General features: G+C 64.0%; 17 protein-coding genes. 16 read left to right on the top strand and 1 reads right to left on the bottom strand.

The genetic code is table 11. The features are described 5' to 3' along the window. The first annotated feature begins 12 nt into the window (after positions 1 to 12). Together glpX and IRL76_RS12185 are read left to right on the top strand one after the other, a co-directional pair. Positions 13 to 987 (top strand): class II fructose-bisphosphatase, encoded by a 975-nt coding sequence (gene glpX, locus IRL76_RS12190; RefSeq protein ID WP_200981598.1) that lies wholly within the window; start codon positions 13 to 15, stop codon positions 985 to 987. A 106-nt stretch (positions 988 to 1,093) separates the two neighbouring features. Continuing rightward, positions 1,094 to 2,029: a ribose-phosphate pyrophosphokinase gene (locus IRL76_RS12185; protein WP_200981597.1), complete on the top strand. Its 936-nt coding sequence runs from the start codon at positions 1,094 to 1,096 to the stop codon at positions 2,027 to 2,029. Between the two features lie 17 nt (positions 2,030 to 2,046). Here the strand turns inward: IRL76_RS12185 and IRL76_RS12180 are convergent, their stop codons facing one another. Beyond that, complete coding sequence (locus IRL76_RS12180) at positions 2,047 to 2,925, bottom strand: helix-turn-helix domain-containing protein (RefSeq protein WP_200981596.1); 879 nt, start codon at positions 2,923 to 2,925, stop codon at positions 2,047 to 2,049. A 178-nt stretch (positions 2,926 to 3,103) separates the two neighbouring features. Between IRL76_RS12180 and IRL76_RS12175 the strand changes: the two genes are divergently transcribed. From IRL76_RS12175 to IRL76_RS12110, 14 genes are all read left to right on the top strand, one after another. Continuing rightward, positions 3,104 to 3,889: an inositol monophosphatase family protein gene (locus IRL76_RS12175; RefSeq protein ID WP_200981595.1), complete on the top strand. Its 786-nt coding sequence runs from the start codon at positions 3,104 to 3,106 to the stop codon at positions 3,887 to 3,889. Continuing rightward, positions 3,886 to 4,629 carry an SDR family oxidoreductase gene (locus tag IRL76_RS12170; RefSeq protein ID WP_200981594.1) on the top strand — a complete coding sequence of 248 codons (744 nt, stop codon included), beginning with the start codon at positions 3,886 to 3,888 and terminating at the stop codon, positions 4,627 to 4,629. Before IRL76_RS12175 ends, IRL76_RS12170 begins: the two co-directional genes overlap by 4 nt. 135 nt (positions 4,630 to 4,764) lie before the next feature. Then, positions 4,765 to 4,968 (top strand): 50S ribosomal protein L35, encoded by a 204-nt coding sequence (gene rpmI / locus IRL76_RS12165; protein WP_200981593.1) that lies wholly within the window; start codon positions 4,765 to 4,767, stop codon positions 4,966 to 4,968. 29 nt (positions 4,969 to 4,997) lie between these two features. Next, positions 4,998 to 5,357 carry a 50S ribosomal protein L20 gene (rplT, locus tag IRL76_RS12160; RefSeq protein ID WP_200981592.1) on the top strand — a complete coding sequence of 120 codons (360 nt, stop codon included), beginning with the start codon at positions 4,998 to 5,000 and terminating at the stop codon, positions 5,355 to 5,357. Between the two features lie 195 nt (positions 5,358 to 5,552). Next, positions 5,553 to 6,341, top strand: coding sequence for a helix-turn-helix domain-containing protein (locus IRL76_RS12155; protein WP_216629294.1), 789 nt, complete (start codon positions 5,553 to 5,555; stop codon positions 6,339 to 6,341). 104 nt (positions 6,342 to 6,445) lie between these two features. After that, positions 6,446 to 7,339 carry a helix-turn-helix domain-containing protein gene (locus tag IRL76_RS12150; RefSeq protein WP_246449755.1) on the top strand — a complete coding sequence of 298 codons (894 nt, stop codon included), beginning with the start codon at positions 6,446 to 6,448 and terminating at the stop codon, positions 7,337 to 7,339. An 89-nt stretch (positions 7,340 to 7,428) separates the two neighbouring features. After that, a complete protein-coding gene (locus IRL76_RS12145; protein WP_200981590.1) occupies positions 7,429 to 8,340 on the top strand; it encodes a helix-turn-helix domain-containing protein in 912 nt (303 codons plus the stop codon). 79 nt (positions 8,341 to 8,419) lie between these two features. Then, the gene (pheS, locus tag IRL76_RS12140; RefSeq protein WP_200981589.1) at positions 8,420 to 9,520 is read left to right on the top strand and encodes a phenylalanine--tRNA ligase subunit alpha; all 1,101 of its coding nucleotides are present in this window, start codon (positions 8,420 to 8,422) and stop codon (positions 9,518 to 9,520) included. Further along, positions 9,517 to 11,910, top strand: a complete 2,394-nt coding sequence (pheT, locus tag IRL76_RS12135; protein ID WP_200981588.1) for a phenylalanine--tRNA ligase subunit beta — start codon at positions 9,517 to 9,519, stop codon at positions 11,908 to 11,910. The genes pheS and pheT overlap by 4 nt, the downstream gene beginning before the upstream one ends. After that, positions 11,907 to 12,650 (top strand): SDR family NAD(P)-dependent oxidoreductase, encoded by a 744-nt coding sequence (locus IRL76_RS12130; protein ID WP_200981587.1) that lies wholly within the window; start codon positions 11,907 to 11,909, stop codon positions 12,648 to 12,650. Before pheT ends, IRL76_RS12130 begins: the two co-directional genes overlap by 4 nt. A gap of 2 nt (positions 12,651 to 12,652) precedes the next feature. Continuing rightward, entirely contained in the window at positions 12,653 to 13,027 is a 375-nt protein-coding gene (locus IRL76_RS12125) for a hypothetical protein (protein WP_200981586.1), read from the top strand. Beyond that, positions 13,017 to 14,540, top strand: coding sequence for a peptide chain release factor 3 (locus tag IRL76_RS12120; RefSeq protein WP_200981585.1), 1,524 nt, complete (start codon positions 13,017 to 13,019; stop codon positions 14,538 to 14,540). Before IRL76_RS12125 ends, IRL76_RS12120 begins: the two co-directional genes overlap by 11 nt. 37 nt (positions 14,541 to 14,577) lie before the next feature. Beyond that, a complete protein-coding gene (locus IRL76_RS12115; RefSeq protein WP_200981584.1) occupies positions 14,578 to 15,450 on the top strand; it encodes an alpha/beta fold hydrolase in 873 nt (290 codons plus the stop codon). Further along, on the top strand, positions 15,450 to 16,007 hold the full coding sequence (locus IRL76_RS12110) for a pyridoxamine 5'-phosphate oxidase family protein (RefSeq protein WP_200981583.1): 558 nt from the start codon (positions 15,450 to 15,452) through the stop codon (positions 16,005 to 16,007). The genes IRL76_RS12115 and IRL76_RS12110 overlap by 1 nt, the downstream gene beginning before the upstream one ends. The last annotated feature ends 1 nt before the right edge of the window (position 16,008 follow it).

Below are 16,008 nucleotides of genomic sequence, written 5' to 3'. Positions count from 1 at the left end.
ACTGAACAGCATATGAACTCGCCGGCCGAAAACCCGCTCGATCGCATCCTCGTCCTCGAAATGGTCCGTGTGACCGAGGCAGCTGCAGTCGCTGCGTCGAAGCTCATCGGGCGCGGCGATGAAAAGGCGGCAGATGCCGCCGCGGTCGAGGCGATGCGCAAGGCCTTCGACACGCTTTACATGGACGGAACAGTCGTCATCGGCGAGGGCGAGCGCGACGAGGCTCCGATGCTTTATATCGGCGAGAAAGTCGGTGGCGCACCGGGCAAGGGGCCCAAGATCGACATCGCGCTCGATCCGCTCGAAGGTACTACCATCACCGCCAAGGCGGGGCCCAATGCGCTCGCGGTGCTAGCTGCTGCCGAAGAGGGCTGCCTGCTCAACGCGCCCGACACCTACATGGACAAGATCGCGGTCGGACCCGGCTATCCCGAGGGCATCATCGACCTCGCCAAGACGCCGACCGAGAATGTTAAGGCGGTCGCTGCGGCCAAAGGCGTCGAACCGTCGGACATCATCGTCTGCGTGCTCGACCGGCCACGTCATGCAGACCTGATCGCCGAGCTGCGCGGCCTCGGCTGCGGTGTCGTGCTGATCGGTGACGGGGACGTCGCGGGAGTCATCGCGGTGACCGACGAGGACACCACCATCGACATGTACATGGGCCAGGGCGGCGCGCCCGAGGGCGTGCTGGCGGCGGCCGCGTTGCGTTGTGTCGGCGGGCAATTCAACGGACGCCTCGTTTTCCGCAACGAGGATGAGAAGGCCCGTGCACGCAAGTGGGGCATCACCGATTTCGACCGCATCTACACGCGTGACGACCTTGTGAAGGGCGACTGCATCTTCGCTGCTACGGGCGTGACCTCGGGTTCGCTGCTCGACGGCGTGAAGTACCTGCGCGATGGCCGCATGACGACCGAAAGCGTGGTGATGCGCGCCAGCTCGGGCACCGTGCGCTGGATCCGGGGCGAACATCGCCCGAAGTGACGGACGGTTGTGGCGTTGGCGACGGGGAAACCGCCGCTTCGCATGTTGCAATCCCATGACTCTCGGCTAGGCGGTTGCCACAGCCGATAACGGGGATTCGCTTGCGATGAAGATCATGGCCGCCAACTCGAACCTGCCGCTCGCCCGCGCGATCGCAGCCTATCTCGAGATGCCGCTGGTGGACGCGCAGGTGCGCCGCTTCGCCGACGAGGAAATCTTCGTCGAAATCCACGAGAACGTGCGTGGCGAGGATGTCTTCGTCGTCCAGTCGACCAGCTATCCGGCGAACGACAATCTCATGGAGCTGCTGATCTGTATCGATGCCCTGCGCCGCGCGTCGGCCAAGCGCATCACCGCAGTCGTTCCCTACTTCGGCTACGCCCGCCAAGACCGGAAGCCCGGCCCGCGCACCCCGATCTCCGCCAAGCTGGTTGCCAATCTGATCACCGAGGCGGGTGCCGATCGCGTGCTGGCCGTCGACCTCCACGCTGGCCAGATCCAGGGCTTCTTCGATATTCCGACCGACAACTTGTTTGCTGCGCCGGTCATGGCCGCGGACATCCAGGCGCGCTACGGCGACCAGGACCTGATGGTCGTCTCGCCCGACGTCGGCGGCGTGGTGCGCGCCCGCGCGCTCGCCAAGCGGCTCGACAACGCCCCGCTGGCCATCGTCGACAAGCGTCGCGACCGCCCGGGCGAAAGCGAGGTCATGAACATCATCGGTGACGTAAAGGGCCGCCACTGCATCCTGATCGACGACATCATCGATTCGGGTGGCACGCTGTGCAACGCGGCGCAGGCCCTGCTCGACGAAGGCGCCAGTTCGGTCGCGGCCTACATCACGCATGGGGTGCTGTCGGGCGGCGCAGTAGCGCGCGTCGATGGTTCGGCGCTCAAGGAACTGGTCATTACCGACACCATCCGCGCCACCGATGCGACTTCGGACAGCAAGAAAATCCGCATCCTGACCATCGCTCCGCTCATCGGCGAAGCAGTGCGCCGTATTTCCGACGAGGCATCGGTCAGCTCGCTCTTCGACTGATTTGCTGCCCGAGAGCGCTAAGTGGCAGGAGGCGTGCTGCGCTCTCGCCACGGTATAACGCCCCGGCGACCTTCCTCTTCCAGTTCCGCAAGGGCCTGCATGCGGCGGCGTTGCCGCGATTCCATGTTTAGCGATAGCAGCGGGTGTTTGCGTCCCGATAGTTCGCTCGGCTTCATTCCGAAGAAGTGCCTTATTTCGCGGATAAGGTGCGACTGGTCGAAATAGCGCAGACGTATCTCGTTTTCTGCGCCCGGTTCCGCGACGTCGAGGAGTGCGGCAGCCATATCAAGGGCCCGGGCACGGCGCAGCGCGAAGGTAGGACTGACGCCGAAGTCGCGTCTGACCGCCCTTTCGACCGTTCGGGTTGAAACGCCATGGGCAGCTGCAAATTCGGAAATGGTGAAATCGGGCGCGACGATGCATTCCCGTTCGAAGGATGCGGAAAGCGGATCGGGCAGGCGCCGTCCGGTAGCGTCAAGGAACTTGCGAAGCTGCTCCTCCAGCGCTTGCATCCAGCATTCGTAATCCTGTTCGAGCGGTATCTTGGAGGTCAGCTTGCCGTGGCCGACGATGTCCTCATGAACCTCGATGCGGTCGAGGAGATCAATCTGGGTCGGCCCTGCAAGAACTGCGGGTGCGCCAGTGGCAAGATGCATGGTCAGGGCACGATACGATCCTGTGACCGAGATCGGCATGTATCGCGACTGCGGTCCGAAATAGAGCGTGATGCCCTTCTCGCCCGGGTCGAAAACCATGTGACCATCACGGGTTTCGGCGGTCCAGACCCCACCCCACAGCAGACGCATGCAGGGCTGGTCACCCAGCATGCCGCAGGAAACGGTTGCGCCTTCGGGCAACTCGCCTTCTGCAACGCTCAGCCAGTCGAACCATGTCACGATGTCTGGAGCGCCCGCGCGAGATTGTGCCAGGGGGGCACCCTGGCGCGACGTTCCCGTCAATGAATGGATGGCTGGATCGTCGATTGCCCCGCGCCCCTTTGCCTTGGCACCGCGCGTTTGACACGCGGCGCACGCACTCTATGGGCCGCTTTGTCGCCCGCATGCAAGGTCCCTGATGGTAACGCCGAAAGACATTGAGCTCGCCAACCGCCTCGCGGACGCCGCGGGAGAAGCCATCCGCCCGCTTTTTCGCGGTGACTGGCAGGTGGAACACAAGGACGATCACACCGCAGTGACGGTCGCCGACCGTGCGGCGGAAGAGGCTATGCGCCGCATAGTCGAGGCCGAGCGTCCCACCGAGGGAATCATCGGCGAAGAGTTCGGCTCGCTCCGCGACGGCGCATCGCGCCAATGGGTCTTCGATCCGATTGACGGCACCCAGAGTTTCGTGGCCGGGCGACCGATTTTCGGAACCCTGATTGCGCTGCTGCAGGACGGCTGGCCCGTTCTCGGCGTGATCGACCAGCCGATCCTAGGTGAACGCTGGGTCGGTGCGATCGGTGAAGGAACGACCTTCAATGGCAGGCCGATACGCACTCGAGCCTGTGGCGCTCTCGCAGGCGCATCGGTCGCCACGACCAGCCCGCACGCCTTCGCCGACGAAGAGGTGGACGCCTATCTCCGGGTCGTCGCCAAGGCTTATCCGAAGCGGCCTTACCCGGTCTATGGCGGCGACTGCTACAACTACGCCCTTCTCGCCAGCGGTCACCTCGACCTCGTCATGGAAAGCGGACTGAAGTTGCACGACTACGCCGCGCTCGTCCCTGTGGTCGAAGGCGCAGGAGGAATGATGGCCGATTGGCAGGGCCATCCGCTCGACGCAGGCAGCGATGGTACGGTCATCGCCCTGGGCGATCCCGCGAGGCTTGAGGATGTCCTCGAGGCGATGTCGGGGGCATGAACCCCTCGCTGTCAGGTCGGGTCGCGCTGGTGACGGGTGCTGCGCGAGGGATGGGCCTGGCGATTGCGCAGCGTCTCGTGAACGCGGGAGCGATTGTATGGCTCAATGGTCGCGACGGCGATGCCCTTGCAGCGGTGGTTGGCGGCCTCGGAACCTCTGCACGATCGCTACCATTCGATATTTCCGACGATGAGGCCACTGCAGCCGCATTCGCCAAGATCGCCGAAGAAGGCGGTCTCGACATCCTCGTCAACAATGTCGGCAATCGTGATCGCCGACCCTTTGCTGAACTGGATCGGGCGGCGATGCGGGCCATGCTCGATACTAATCTTGTCGCACCGTTCGATCTTGCCCGGAGGGCCGTGCCACTGATGCGCGCGCGCGGATATGGGCGCATCATCAACATTACCTCGATCGCTGCCGAGATCGCCCGCGGCGACGCTGCCTACACTGCGTCGAAGGGCGGGCTGGCGGCATTGACGCGCGCGTTCGCGGCGGAGCTTGGACCGGATGGGATCACGGTGAATTCGGTCGCACCCGGCTATTTCGCGACCCAGGCCAATGCGGAGATGGTCGCCGACCAAGGCGTGGCCGAACACCTTGCAAGGCGCACTTCGCTAGGGCGTTGGGGCGAACCGGATGAGATCGCGGGAGCAGTAGCCTTCCTGGCCTCGCCCGAGGCGTCCTACATCACCGGACAGTCGCTGGCAGTCGACGGCGGGTACCTGTCCCACTTCTGACTTGCATTCGGCGCATGAGACGCTAAACGCGCGCCCTTCACCGACACGTGATTCATGTGCCTGCCTGGCTGAAAGGGCTGCCAGGGCCGGTTCGAGCGTGTCTCTGACCACCCATTTTCCGGTTAGGAGATGAAAATGCCCAAGCTGAAGACCAAGAGCGGCGTGAAGAAGCGCTTCAAGCTCACCGCCACGGGCAAGGTCAAGCATGGTGTCGCCGGCAAGCGCCACCGCCTGATCAGCCACAATGCCAAGTACATCCGCCAGAACCGCGGCACCTCCGTCCTGTCCGAATCGGACTGGAAGGCAGTGAAGAAGTGGGCCCCCTACGGCCTCGACTGAGCCCGTTTCGTTTTCAGGAGTACTAGAGCATGTCCCGTATCAAGCGCGGCACGACCACCCGCCAGAAGCACAAGCGGATTCTCGACCAGGCCAAGGGCTATCGCGGTCGCCGCAAGAACACCATCCGCATCGCGCGCCAGGCCGTCGAGAAGGCCGGCCAGTATGCCTATCGCGACCGCAAGATTAAGAAGCGCAACTTCCGCGCCCTGTGGATCCAGCGCATCAACGCAGCGGTTCGCGCCGAAGGCCTGACCTATTCGCAGTTCATGCACGGCACCAAGCTGGCCGGCATCGAACTCGACCGCAAGGTCATGGCCGACCTCGCCATGAACGAAGGCGCAGCCTTCAAGGCGATCATCGACCAGGCGAAGAAGGCCCTTCCGGCCTAATCTTCCCGTCGACGAAATCAGAAGAGGGCGTCCCGGATCGGGGCGCCCTTTTTCGTGCCAACTTGTCGCGAACATACAAGCTGGTAAGATCGGCTTTCTCTTGTGGGGGAGGCCATGACCGGATCCTGCCGGCTCGACGTCAAGTTCTATGCACCGCCGGAGGACCTGGCGCCTTGCTTTACGACCTTCTACCGCATGGAGGTCGAGCCCATTGACTGCGACAGTGTCGAGGATTGCCTGCAGCCGGAATGGTCGAACCTCCGCTTCTTCGCTTCCAATCCGCCATATGCCGAGATCGTCGGAGGATCGTCGGTAGACGGGTGCCGGTTCCAGGCGACCGGTCCCAGTTCGCGTCCGGCTCACTTCAAACTGGGCAACACGCGAATGTGGGGGATAGGGCTGATGCCGCTGGGCTGGGCAAGGTTCATCAAGGCCCCGGCGTGTGAGCACACCAATACGGTTTCTGACGGTGAGAAAAATCCGATCTTTGCGCCGTTCGTGCCTCTGGCCGACCTGCTCTTTGACAACGCGCCGGACGACGACCGTGAATTCGCGGTTCTGATCGACTTCTTCCGCGGTCTGGCCGGGCCTCCCAAGGAGTCCGACCGGATCACCATGATCAACCAGGTCATGGTCGATCCGTATCTTCTACAGGTGGAGGAATTCGCCGAGCGCACCGGCTTTTCCAAACGTACGCTTGAGCGTCTCTGCAATCGCCATTTCGGCTTCTCGCCCCGTCTCTTGCTGCGCAGGCAGCGATTGATGCGCACGCTGGCCGCTTTCATGCTCGATGGAGGAAGCTGGTCTTCGGTAATTGACCGCCACTACCACGATCAGGCCCACTTCGTGCACGAGTTTCACAGTTTCATGGGAATGACCCCGAGCGAATATGCCGCCATGTCCCACCCGATCATCAGCGCCTTCATGAGCGAACGCCAGCGTGTCTGGGGATCTCCGGTACAGACGCTCGACCGACCCAAATAGGCTATCGCCTTCGTGGCACGATTTGCTAGGTCAACGGCAAGGATGTTGCAGAAACAGAGCACAATGACGGGGCTATCGGGCTTGCAGCCAGCAGGTGGGCGGCGGTGAGTCGCGGCGCGGGGGCAGATTGCGTCGCATTGCGCTTCTATCTTCCGCCTGAGGATTTGCGCCCCTTCGTCACCACCATCTATCTGATGGAAATCAGCGGCGCCGACGATTGCCTTCCCGTGGAAGACAGGCTGCATCCGGAATGGGCAAACCTGCGCCTGATTCCAGATGGTTCGATTTCGGCTGCAATCGGCAACACCGAGCTGGAACAGGTTGCGCGCGTCGTAATGACCGGTCCGACCAGTCATGCAACGCGGTTTGTGGCGCGGCCTGGCCGTTCTTGGGGCATCGGCCTGCTCCCGCTGGGCTGGACCCGGCTGACTTCGGCCGCTGCCAGCGATTATGCCGACCGCCACGTGGACGTCCTGAAGGAGCCCGCGCTTACCCGGTTGCGCCTGCTGGATGCGGTGTTCGAGCAGCAGGGAGAAGATCCTGCACGCCATCGCGACCGGTTGGTCGAAGCCCTGCGCGCCGCCCTGGGGCCGACGGGGCAGCGCGATCAGGAAGTCATCCGTCTGGAAAGGGCCTTGGTCGACCCGCTGATCCACACCGTTGCCGAACTCGCTGCGGAAAGCGGGCTTAGCATTCGCTCGACCGAGCGGTTGTGCCTCACAGCCTTCGGGTTCCCGCCCCAGATGTTGTTACGGCGACAGCGCTTCCTGCGCAGCCTTGCCCAGTTCATGCTCGACCCCTCGCTCAAATGGATCGAGACGCTCGACAGCCACTACCACGACCAGGCTCATTTCGTCCGCGACTTCAAGCGCTTCATGGGCATGAGTCCGAGCGAATATGCCCGGCTGCCACATCCAGTGCTGGGTGCTGCTGCACATGCCCGCAAGGCCGTGGCGGGGGAGGCGGTGCAGGTCCTTCACAAGCCGCCTACGACCTGAAACCATGCCGGTCTTTCTAGACAGGCTGGCCATGAAACTGTTGCCATTTAAAGGCTTGGCCGCCAAATCGGCGAAGCTCAGGGGTTCGAATGGCGCTCAGATTACCCAGGATTTCGGAATTCGCATCGGACCAGCTCTCGATGCTCGTCTTCGACACTCCTGTCGATCTGGCGCCATATCTGTCCGGTTACTACTGCACTCGCATTGCCCCGGGAATGGTGCTCGAGGACTGGATGTCGCCCGAGGAGGCCAACCTGAGATGCGGGGTCGCGGAGCTCTATCGCGCGTCGATCGGCCCGGGGGAATTGAAGGAGATTCCGCCCGTCATCCTTTCCGGTTCGACCGACAAGGCGACCCATGTCCGGGTCTCGACTGGCGAATACTGGGGGGTCGGCCTGACACCGGCAGGATGGGCGCGCTTCATTGGCATGAATGCCAACGAATTCGCGAACCGCAATGATGACCTCGCCAACTATCCCGAACTCGGCGAGCTTTACAGGATGTTTGGGACCGTTGTTTCCGGTGCACTCGACGAAGCGCAGGTGATCCAGCTGCTCAATACGACATTCCGCGCGCTTCTGGGGGAGCGGCCTGCGCACGAGAGCACCATCCATGCCGTCCACCTCGCCATCGGATCGGGTCGGGTCACGTCCTCCTCTCACCTTGCGAGCCTGGCTGGCATGAACCAGCGTACATTCGAACGCTTCTGCAACCGGCATTTCGGATTTCCGCCGGCGGCGCTCCTGCGGCGTCAGCGTTTCCTGCGCAGCTTGGGGCGCTACATGCTCGATCCGTCGATGCGGTGGATTAATTCACTCGACCACGGCTATTCGGACCAGGCACATTTCATTCGCGAGTTCCGATCCGTCATGGGAATGACCCCCGGCCAGTATGCCGATCGGCCGCATCCGCTCGTCGAGGCTGCGGTCCGCGTTACCAGCAAGGCGGCGGGCGTGGCGATGCAGGCACTGCACACGCCGAAGCCTGCTTTGCTGCGCTGACCAATCGGGGCTTGGGAACACGCGCCTAAGGCGCTAGGGGGCGCGTTCAGCATTTCCGCCAACGCCAGACCAGTGTTCCATGACCGACCTCGAAACTCTCAAAGCCGACGCGCTCGCGCGGATCGACGCAGCCCCTGATGCAGCGACCCTTGAGGGGTTGCGCGTCGAATTTCTCGGCAAGCAGGGCTCGATCTCCGGCCTGATGAAGACGCTGGGCGCGATGAGCCCCGAAGAACGCCAGACCGAAGCGCCGAAGATCCAGGGCCTCCGCACTGATGTCGCCGATGCGCTGGCGGTGAAGAAGGACGTGCTCGACGCAGCGGAGCTCGATGCGCGGCTGGCAACGGAAACGCTCGACCTGACGCTGCCCGCTCCGGAAGCGCCGAAGGGGAGCGTGCATCCTGTCAGCCAGGTGATGGACGAGCTGGCGGAGATTTTCGCCGACCTCGGCTTCTCGGTCGCGACCGGGCCCGAGATCGAGGACGACTGGCACAATTTCACCGCGCTGAACATGGCCGAGACGCACCCGGCCCGTGCGATGCACGACACATTCTATTTTCCCGACGTGGATAGCGAGGGTCGCCGCATGCTGCTGCGGACGCATACCTCGCCGGTGCAGATCCGCTCGATGGTCGAACAGGGTGCCCCGCTGCGGATCATCGCGCCGGGCCGCGTCTATCGCTCGGACAGCGACGCAACGCACACGCCGATGTTCCACCAGATCGAAGGGCTGGTGGTCGATAAGGGCATCCACCTCGGCCATCTCAAGTGGACGCTGGAGACCTTCCTCAAGGCCTTCTTCGAGCGCGAGGACATCGTCCTGCGCCTGCGCCCCAGCTACTTCCCCTTCACCGAGCCCTCGGTCGAGGTCGACGTGGGCTGGCAGGATGTCGACGGGCGCCGCGTGCTCGGCGGTGACGGCGATGCGCCGGGGCACGGCTGGATGGAGCTGCTCGGTTCGGGCGTCATCAACCGCCGGGTGATCGAATTCGCGGGCCTTGATCCCGACGTCTGGCAGGGCTTCGCCTTCGGCGTCGGCGTCGACCGCCTCGCCATGCTCAAATACGGGATGGACGACTTGCGTGCCTTCTTCGACGGCGACGGCCGCTGGCTGTCGCATTATGGCTTCTCGCCCTTCGACCAGCCGACGCTCTCCGCAGGTGTAGGAGCGCGCGCATGAAGTTCTCGCTCGAATGGCTCAAGTACTTCCTCGACACCGAAGCTTCGGTGGCGGAGATCGCTGCCGCGCTCAACCGTATAGGCCATGAAGTAGAGGATATAGAGGATCCTGCACTGCGTTTGGCAGGCTTCTGTGTTGCCAAGGTGCTTACCGCTGCACGCCATCCCGATGCCGACAAGCTGCAGGTTCTGACCGTCGATACCGGTGAAGGCGATCCGCTCCAGGTGGTCTGCGGAGCGCCCAACGCGCGGGCCGGGATGAAGGGCGTGCTCGGCCTTCCCGGCGCGGTTGTCCCAGCCAACGGCATGGAATTGCGCAAGAGCGCGATCCGCGGGATCGAGAGCAACGGCATGATGTGTTCGGTGCGCGAGCTCGAGCTCGGTGACGAGCATGACGGCATCATCGAACTGCCCGAGGATGCACCGGTCGGCACCAGCTTTGCCGAATACAGCGACACTTCACCCATTTTCGACGTGGCGATCACGCCCAACCGGCCCGACTGCATGGGCGTCTACGGCATCGCGCGCGACCTTGCGGCGGCGGGCCTCGGCACTTTCAAGCCGATCGAGATCCCGGCGATCGAGGCCAGGGGCGCGTGCCCGGTCGAAATTCGCACCGACGATCCCGAAGGGTGCCCGGCTTTCTATGGCCGGGTGATCAAGGGTGTCGCCAACGGCACCAGCCCTGAGTGGATGCAGCGCCGCCTCAAGGCCGCGGGCCAGCGTCCTATCTCGGCAGTGGTCGACATCACCAACTACCTCATGCTTGCCTTCGGGCGCCCGGCGCATGCCTATGACCTCGCCAAGCTGAACGGCGCAGTGGTCGCCCGTCGCGCAAAAAGCGGCGAGCAGGTGCTGGCGCTTAACGAAAAGACCTACACGCTCGACGAGACCATGACCGTAATCGCCGACGCCAATGGCGTGCACGACGTCGCGGGCATCATGGGCGGCGAGCACTCGGGCGTGACCGAGGACACGACCGACGTTCTCCTCGAAATCGCCTATTTCGACCCCACCCGCATCGGCGTGACGGGTCGCAAGCTCGGCCTAGCCTCGGATGCGCGCACGCGCTTCGAGCGCGGCGTCGATCCGGTCTTCCTCGACGATGGCCTCGCCCTGCTGACCTCGCTGATCCAGCGCATTTGCGGCGGCGAGGCGAGCGAGGTTGTCCGCGCCGGTCAGCCGCCGGAGGAAGCGAAAGTGATTGCTTTCGACCCCACGCTCACCGCGCGCCTCGGCGGCGTCGCGGTGGACGAAGCCGAACAGCGCCGCATCCTCGAGGCGCTCGATTTCACCGTCGGCAGCGACTGGCAGGTGACCTGTCCGCTGCGCCGCCACGATATCGAGGGCGCGGCCGATCTGGTTGAGGAAGTCGTTCGCATCCACGGGCTCGACAAGGTTGCCAGCGCACCGCTGCCGCGCATGGACGGGGTTGCCCGCCCGACCGCCACGCCGCTGCAGAAGATGGAGCGCAAGCTGCGCCGTGTCGCTGCCGGTCGCGGGCTCGACGAGGCGGTGACCTGGTCGTTCCTGCCGCAGGCGGATGCCGATCATTTCGCCGATGGCAATGGTGGCCTCTGGGTGCTCGATAACCCGATAAGCGAGGACATGAAGGCAATGCGCCCGTCCATGCTCCCGGGACTGATCGCGGCGGCCAAGCGCAATGCCGATCGCGGTGCCGACGGTTCTCGCCTGTTCGAAATCGGTCGCCGCTATTTCCGCGGGGAAGGCGGTGCGAGCGACGAGCGTCCGACGCTCGGCGTCATCCTGGCTGGCGACAAGACCGCGCGCGGTTGGGCCAGCGGCAAGGCTGCCCAATTCGACGCCTTCGACGCCAAGGCCGAGGCCATGGCCCTGCTCGAAGCTGCCGGTGCCCCGGTCGACAACCTCATGGTGATGGGCGAGGCGGGTGCGCAGTTCCACCCCGGCCAGTCGGCCACCTTGCGCCTCGGGCCAAAGAACGTGCTCGCCCGCTTCGGTGCGCTGCATCCGGCGACGCTCAAGGCCTTCGACATCGACGGGCCGGTCATGGCGGTCGAAATCTTCCTCGATGCCATCCCGCCGAAGAAAGGCAGCGGCGGCTTCGCCCGCACGACCTATGCGCCGCCCGCACTGCAGGCGATCACGCGCGACTTCGCATTCCTCGTCCCCTCGGACCTCGCCGCGAATGAACTCGTCCGTGCAGTGAAGGGTGCGGACAAGCAGACGATCGTGTCCGCCCGCGTGTTCGACGTCTTTGCCGGACAAGGCGTGCCCGAAGGCAAGAAGTCGGTCGCGGTCGAAGTCGTCCTCCAGCCGGGCGACAAGAGCTTCACCGATACCGAGATCAAGGCAATCTCGGACAAGGTGGTCGCCTCTGCCGCCAAGCAGGGCGCGGAGCTGCGCGGATGAAGACTTCCTTCGTCACCGGGGCCACCGCCGGGATCGGCGAGGCGACTGTTCGCACGCTGGTGGCGAGCGGCTGGCGCTGCGTGGCGACCGGGCGGCGCAAGGAGCGGCTCGATGCCCTCGTGGCCGAGCTTGGTGCGGACAAGGTTCACGCAGCCTGTTTCGACGTGCGCGATACCTCCGCGCTGGACGAGGCAATCGCCAACCTGCCGGAAGAGTTCGCCGGGATCGACCTGCTGGTCAACAATGCGGGACTGGCGCAAGGTTTGAAGCCGGCACAGGAAGCCGACCTGACCGACTGGCAGACCATGATCGACACCAATGTCACCGCCATGGTGGTGCTGACGCGCAAGCTGTTGCCGACCCTGATCGAGCGCAAGGGCGCGATCATCGCCATCGGCTCGGTCGCAGGCAGCTACATCTACCCCGGCGGCAACGTCTATGCCGGCTCCAAGGCCTTCGTGAATCACTTCACCCTGGCCCTGCGCGCCGATCTTCACGGCACCGGCGTGCGCGTGACCAGCATCGAGCCCGGCATGGTCGAAACCGAGTTCACTCTCGTCCGCACCGGCAGCCAGCAGGCCTCGGACGATCTCTATCGCGGGGTCAATCCGATGACCGGACAGGACATCGCCGACACCATTCGCTGGGTCGCCGAGCTGCCGCCGCACCTCAACATCAACCGCCTCGAACTAATGCCGGTCAACCAGGATTTCGCCGGTTTCCGCGTGGCGCGCGACTGACAATGACCCCCAAGACCTTCCTGGTGCTGGGCGTGTTCCTCGCCGGTCTGCTCCTCACCTATCTCGTCGGGAGGGGCATGCTCGACATGGATATCGACGAAGCCAATGGCGGGTTCTTCCTGCTCGGCGCAATCGTCCTTGCCGGCTTCCCGGCCTTGCTCGCGGCTCTTTCGCCCCGCGTGGCGATAGCTACATTGGCAGTGATCGCCGCGCTGCTCGGCCTGTGGGGCGCATCGGTTCTCAGCATTCCCGGCGACGGGGCCATCGGCGGCTTCCTGTTGCTGGTCGTCGACTTCGCCTTCGTCCTCTACGGGCTTGCCATCATTGGCTTGCGCAAGCTCATCATCAAGAAACCCGTTACCCAAGATGACCTCTAATCGCCGTACCTTCGCGATCATCTCGCACCCTGACGCGGGCAAGACGACCCTGACCGAAAAGCTGCTGCTGCAGGGCGGCGCGATCCACCTCGCGGGCGAGGTCAAGGCACGCGGGCAGGCACGGCGTGCCCGTTCGGACTGGATGAAGATCGAGCAGCAGCGCGGCATCTCGGTGACGTCCTCCGTGATGACCTTCGAGAAGGATGGGATCACCTTCAATCTGCTCGACACCCCGGGCCACGAGGACTTTTCCGAGGACACCTACCGCACGCTGACCGCGGTTGATTCGGCGGTCATGGTCATCGACGTTGCCAAGGGTATCGAGAGCCAGACCAAGAAGCTGTTCGAGGTTTGCCGCCTCAGGAACGTGCCGATCATCACCTTCGTCAACAAGGTCGATCGCGAAGGCCGCTCGCTGTTCGAAATCCTCGACGAGGTTGCCGATGCGCTGGCGCTCGACGTCAGTCCGCAGAGCGCACCGCTCGGCATGGGCGGTCTGTTCACCGGCGTGCTCGACTTCGCCGACGACACGGTGGCGAAGCCCGAAGGCGACAGCCGCGAATATCGCGGCAAGCGCGAGCCGCTGGGCGATCTGCCCGACGATCTGGCGGAAGAAATCGAGCTGGTCCGCGAAGGCTATCCCGAGTTCGACCTCGAGGCCTATCGCAACGGTGACCTGACGCCGGTCTTTTTCGGTTCGGCGCTGAAGAACTTCGGGGTCGAGGAACTGATCGACGCCATCGCCAAGTGGGCCCCGCCGCCGCGTCCGCAACCCGCGGGCGAGGAGCAGATCAGCCCCGAGCGCGACGAGGTCACCGGCTTCATCTTCAAAGTCCAGGCCAACATGGACCCCAACCACCGCGACCGCATTGCCTTCATGCGGCAGGTTTCGGGGACCTTCAAACGCGGCATGAAACTCACGCCCTCGGGGTTCGGCAAGCCGATCGCGATCCATTCGCCGATCCTGTTCTTCGCGCAGGACCGCGAGCTTGCCGACACGGCCGAGGCGGGCGACATCATCGGCATTCCCAACCACGGCACGCTGCGCGTCGGTGACACGCTGAGCGAGACCAACAAGGTCCGCTTTACCGGCCTGCCCAACTTCGCCCCGGAAATCCTCCGCCGCGTCGCGCTGGTCGACCCGACCAAGACCAAGCAGCTGAGGAAGGCGCTCGACGATCTGTCCGAAGAGGGCGTGATCCAGGTCTTCTATCCCGAGATAGGCGCGCAGTGGATCGTCGGCGTGGTCGGCCAGCTGCAGCTCGAGGTGCTGATCTCGCGCCTCGATGCCGAATACAAGGTCGCCGCCAACCTCGAGGCATCACCCTTCGCCACCGCGCGCTGGATCAAGGGGGCGCAGAAGGATCTCGACGAATTCGAGAAGTACAACCGAGCTACCCTTGCCAAGGACCGCGACGGCGATCTCGTTTTCATGGCAAAGAGCCCGTGGGACGTCGGCTACCAGCAGGAAAAGCATCCCGAGCTGGTCTTCTCGGCGACGAAGGAGCGCTGAGGTTGAAACTGCGGTGGCCTTGGCGCAAAGCCCTCGCATGACGTTACAACCCGGCCCGACTTCGCAGACCTTCATCTCGCAGCGCCTGCGGCTGCACTACCTCGACTGGGGCAATCGCGGGAAGCCGCCGCTGGTGCTGGTGCACGGCGGGCGCGACCATGCGCGCAGCTGGGACTGGGTGGCCGAGGAACTGCGCGACGACTGGCATGTGGTCGCGATGGACCACCGCGGCCACGGCGATTCCGAATGGGTCAGCGACGGTAACTATTCCGCCAACGACATGGTCTACGACCTCGCGCAGCTGATCCACCAGCTCGGCGTCGGTCCGGTGACCATCGTCAGCCACTCGATGGGCGGCAACGTCTCGCTGCGCTACGCGGGTACCTTCCCCGAAATGGTGAAGAAGATCGTCGCCATCGAAGGACTCGGTCCGAGCCCGAAGCGGCAGGCCGAAATGCGCGCCAAGCCGTATCCCGAGCGCCTCAACGAATGGATCGGCAAGAAGCGCGCGGCCTCGGGCCGATCGCCGCGCAAGTACGAGAGCATCGAGACGGCCTTCGCGCGCATGATCGAGGAGAACAGCTACCTCACCGAGGAACAGGCGCGTCACCTCACCATCCACGGGGTGAACCGCAACGAGGATGGCACCTACAGCTGGAAATTCGATCCGCACCTCAACGTCTGGCCGACCGAGGACATCGCCGACGAGTTCATGCACCAGACCTGGGCCGCGATCACCGCGCCGACGCTGTTGCTTTATGGTGCCGACAGCTGGGCCTCCAACCCCGAAGGTGACGGCAGGCTGGACCATTTCGCCAACGCGAAGGTCATCGAATTCGCCAATGCCGGGCACTGGTTGCACCACGACCAGTTTGACAGATTCATGGAGACCTTGCGGGAGTTCCTTTGATGGCCGAGTTTTTCGATCGCCTCGACGACAAGCACATCGCGATGATCGAAAAACAGCCGGTCTTCTTCGTCGCCACCGCGGCACAGGATGCGCGCATCAATCTCAGCCCCAAGGGCTATGACGCCTTCCGCATTATCGCGCCCGACCGGGTCGCCTATCTCGACCTCGGCGGCTCGGGGAACGAGACACATGCGCACCTCGCGGCAGACGGCCGCATCACGCTGATGTTCTGCAATTTCGACCGACCGGCGCTGATCCTGCGCATATACGGCCACGGGCGCGCGGTTCTGCCGCAGGACCCCGCGTGGAGCGGCCTCGCCGGCCATTTCGAGCTGTTTCCGGGGACGCGGCAGATCTTCGACATCGCGGTCGAGAGCGTCCAGACCAGCTGCGGCTGGGGCGTGCCTTTCATGGATTATCGCGAGGAGCGGGTGACCCTGAAAAAGGCCCACGCGCAGTCCGATCCGCAGGAGTGGGTCACCAAGATGCAGGGGCGCACCAGGAGCATCGACGGACTGCCGACCCGCCCGACTGACCGATATTTCGACGGCAGCTGAA

This window comes from Qipengyuania soli (assembly GCF_015529805.1).
GTDB lineage: Bacteria > Pseudomonadota > Alphaproteobacteria > Sphingomonadales > Sphingomonadaceae > Qipengyuania > Qipengyuania soli.
The sequence above is the reverse complement of the archived record's forward strand: the minus strand, read 5'-3'. Positions and strand labels throughout refer to the sequence as shown.

Coding starts and splice junctions, on each gene's coding strand:
- glpX (WP_200981598.1), top strand. CDS start 13: ATGAACTCGCCGGCCGAAAACCCGCTCGATCGCATCCTCGTCCTCGAA.
- IRL76_RS12185 (WP_200981597.1), top strand. CDS start 1,094: ATGAAGATCATGGCCGCCAACTCGAACCTGCCGCTCGCCCGCGCGATC.
- IRL76_RS12175 (WP_200981595.1), top strand. CDS start 3,104: ATGGTAACGCCGAAAGACATTGAGCTCGCCAACCGCCTCGCGGACGCC.
- IRL76_RS12170 (WP_200981594.1), top strand. CDS start 3,886: ATGAACCCCTCGCTGTCAGGTCGGGTCGCGCTGGTGACGGGTGCTGCG.
- rpmI (WP_200981593.1), top strand. CDS start 4,765: ATGCCCAAGCTGAAGACCAAGAGCGGCGTGAAGAAGCGCTTCAAGCTC.
- rplT (WP_200981592.1), top strand. CDS start 4,998: ATGTCCCGTATCAAGCGCGGCACGACCACCCGCCAGAAGCACAAGCGG.
- IRL76_RS12155 (WP_216629294.1), top strand. CDS start 5,553: ATGGAGGTCGAGCCCATTGACTGCGACAGTGTCGAGGATTGCCTGCAG.
- IRL76_RS12145 (WP_200981590.1), top strand. CDS start 7,429: ATGGCGCTCAGATTACCCAGGATTTCGGAATTCGCATCGGACCAGCTC.
- pheS (WP_200981589.1), top strand. CDS start 8,420: ATGACCGACCTCGAAACTCTCAAAGCCGACGCGCTCGCGCGGATCGAC.
- pheT (WP_200981588.1), top strand. CDS start 9,517: ATGAAGTTCTCGCTCGAATGGCTCAAGTACTTCCTCGACACCGAAGCT.
- IRL76_RS12130 (WP_200981587.1), top strand. CDS start 11,907: ATGAAGACTTCCTTCGTCACCGGGGCCACCGCCGGGATCGGCGAGGCG.
- IRL76_RS12125 (WP_200981586.1), top strand. CDS start 12,653: ATGACCCCCAAGACCTTCCTGGTGCTGGGCGTGTTCCTCGCCGGTCTG.
- IRL76_RS12120 (WP_200981585.1), top strand. CDS start 13,017: ATGACCTCTAATCGCCGTACCTTCGCGATCATCTCGCACCCTGACGCG.
- IRL76_RS12115 (WP_200981584.1), top strand. CDS start 14,578: ATGACGTTACAACCCGGCCCGACTTCGCAGACCTTCATCTCGCAGCGC.
- IRL76_RS12110 (WP_200981583.1), top strand. CDS start 15,450: ATGGCCGAGTTTTTCGATCGCCTCGACGACAAGCACATCGCGATGATC.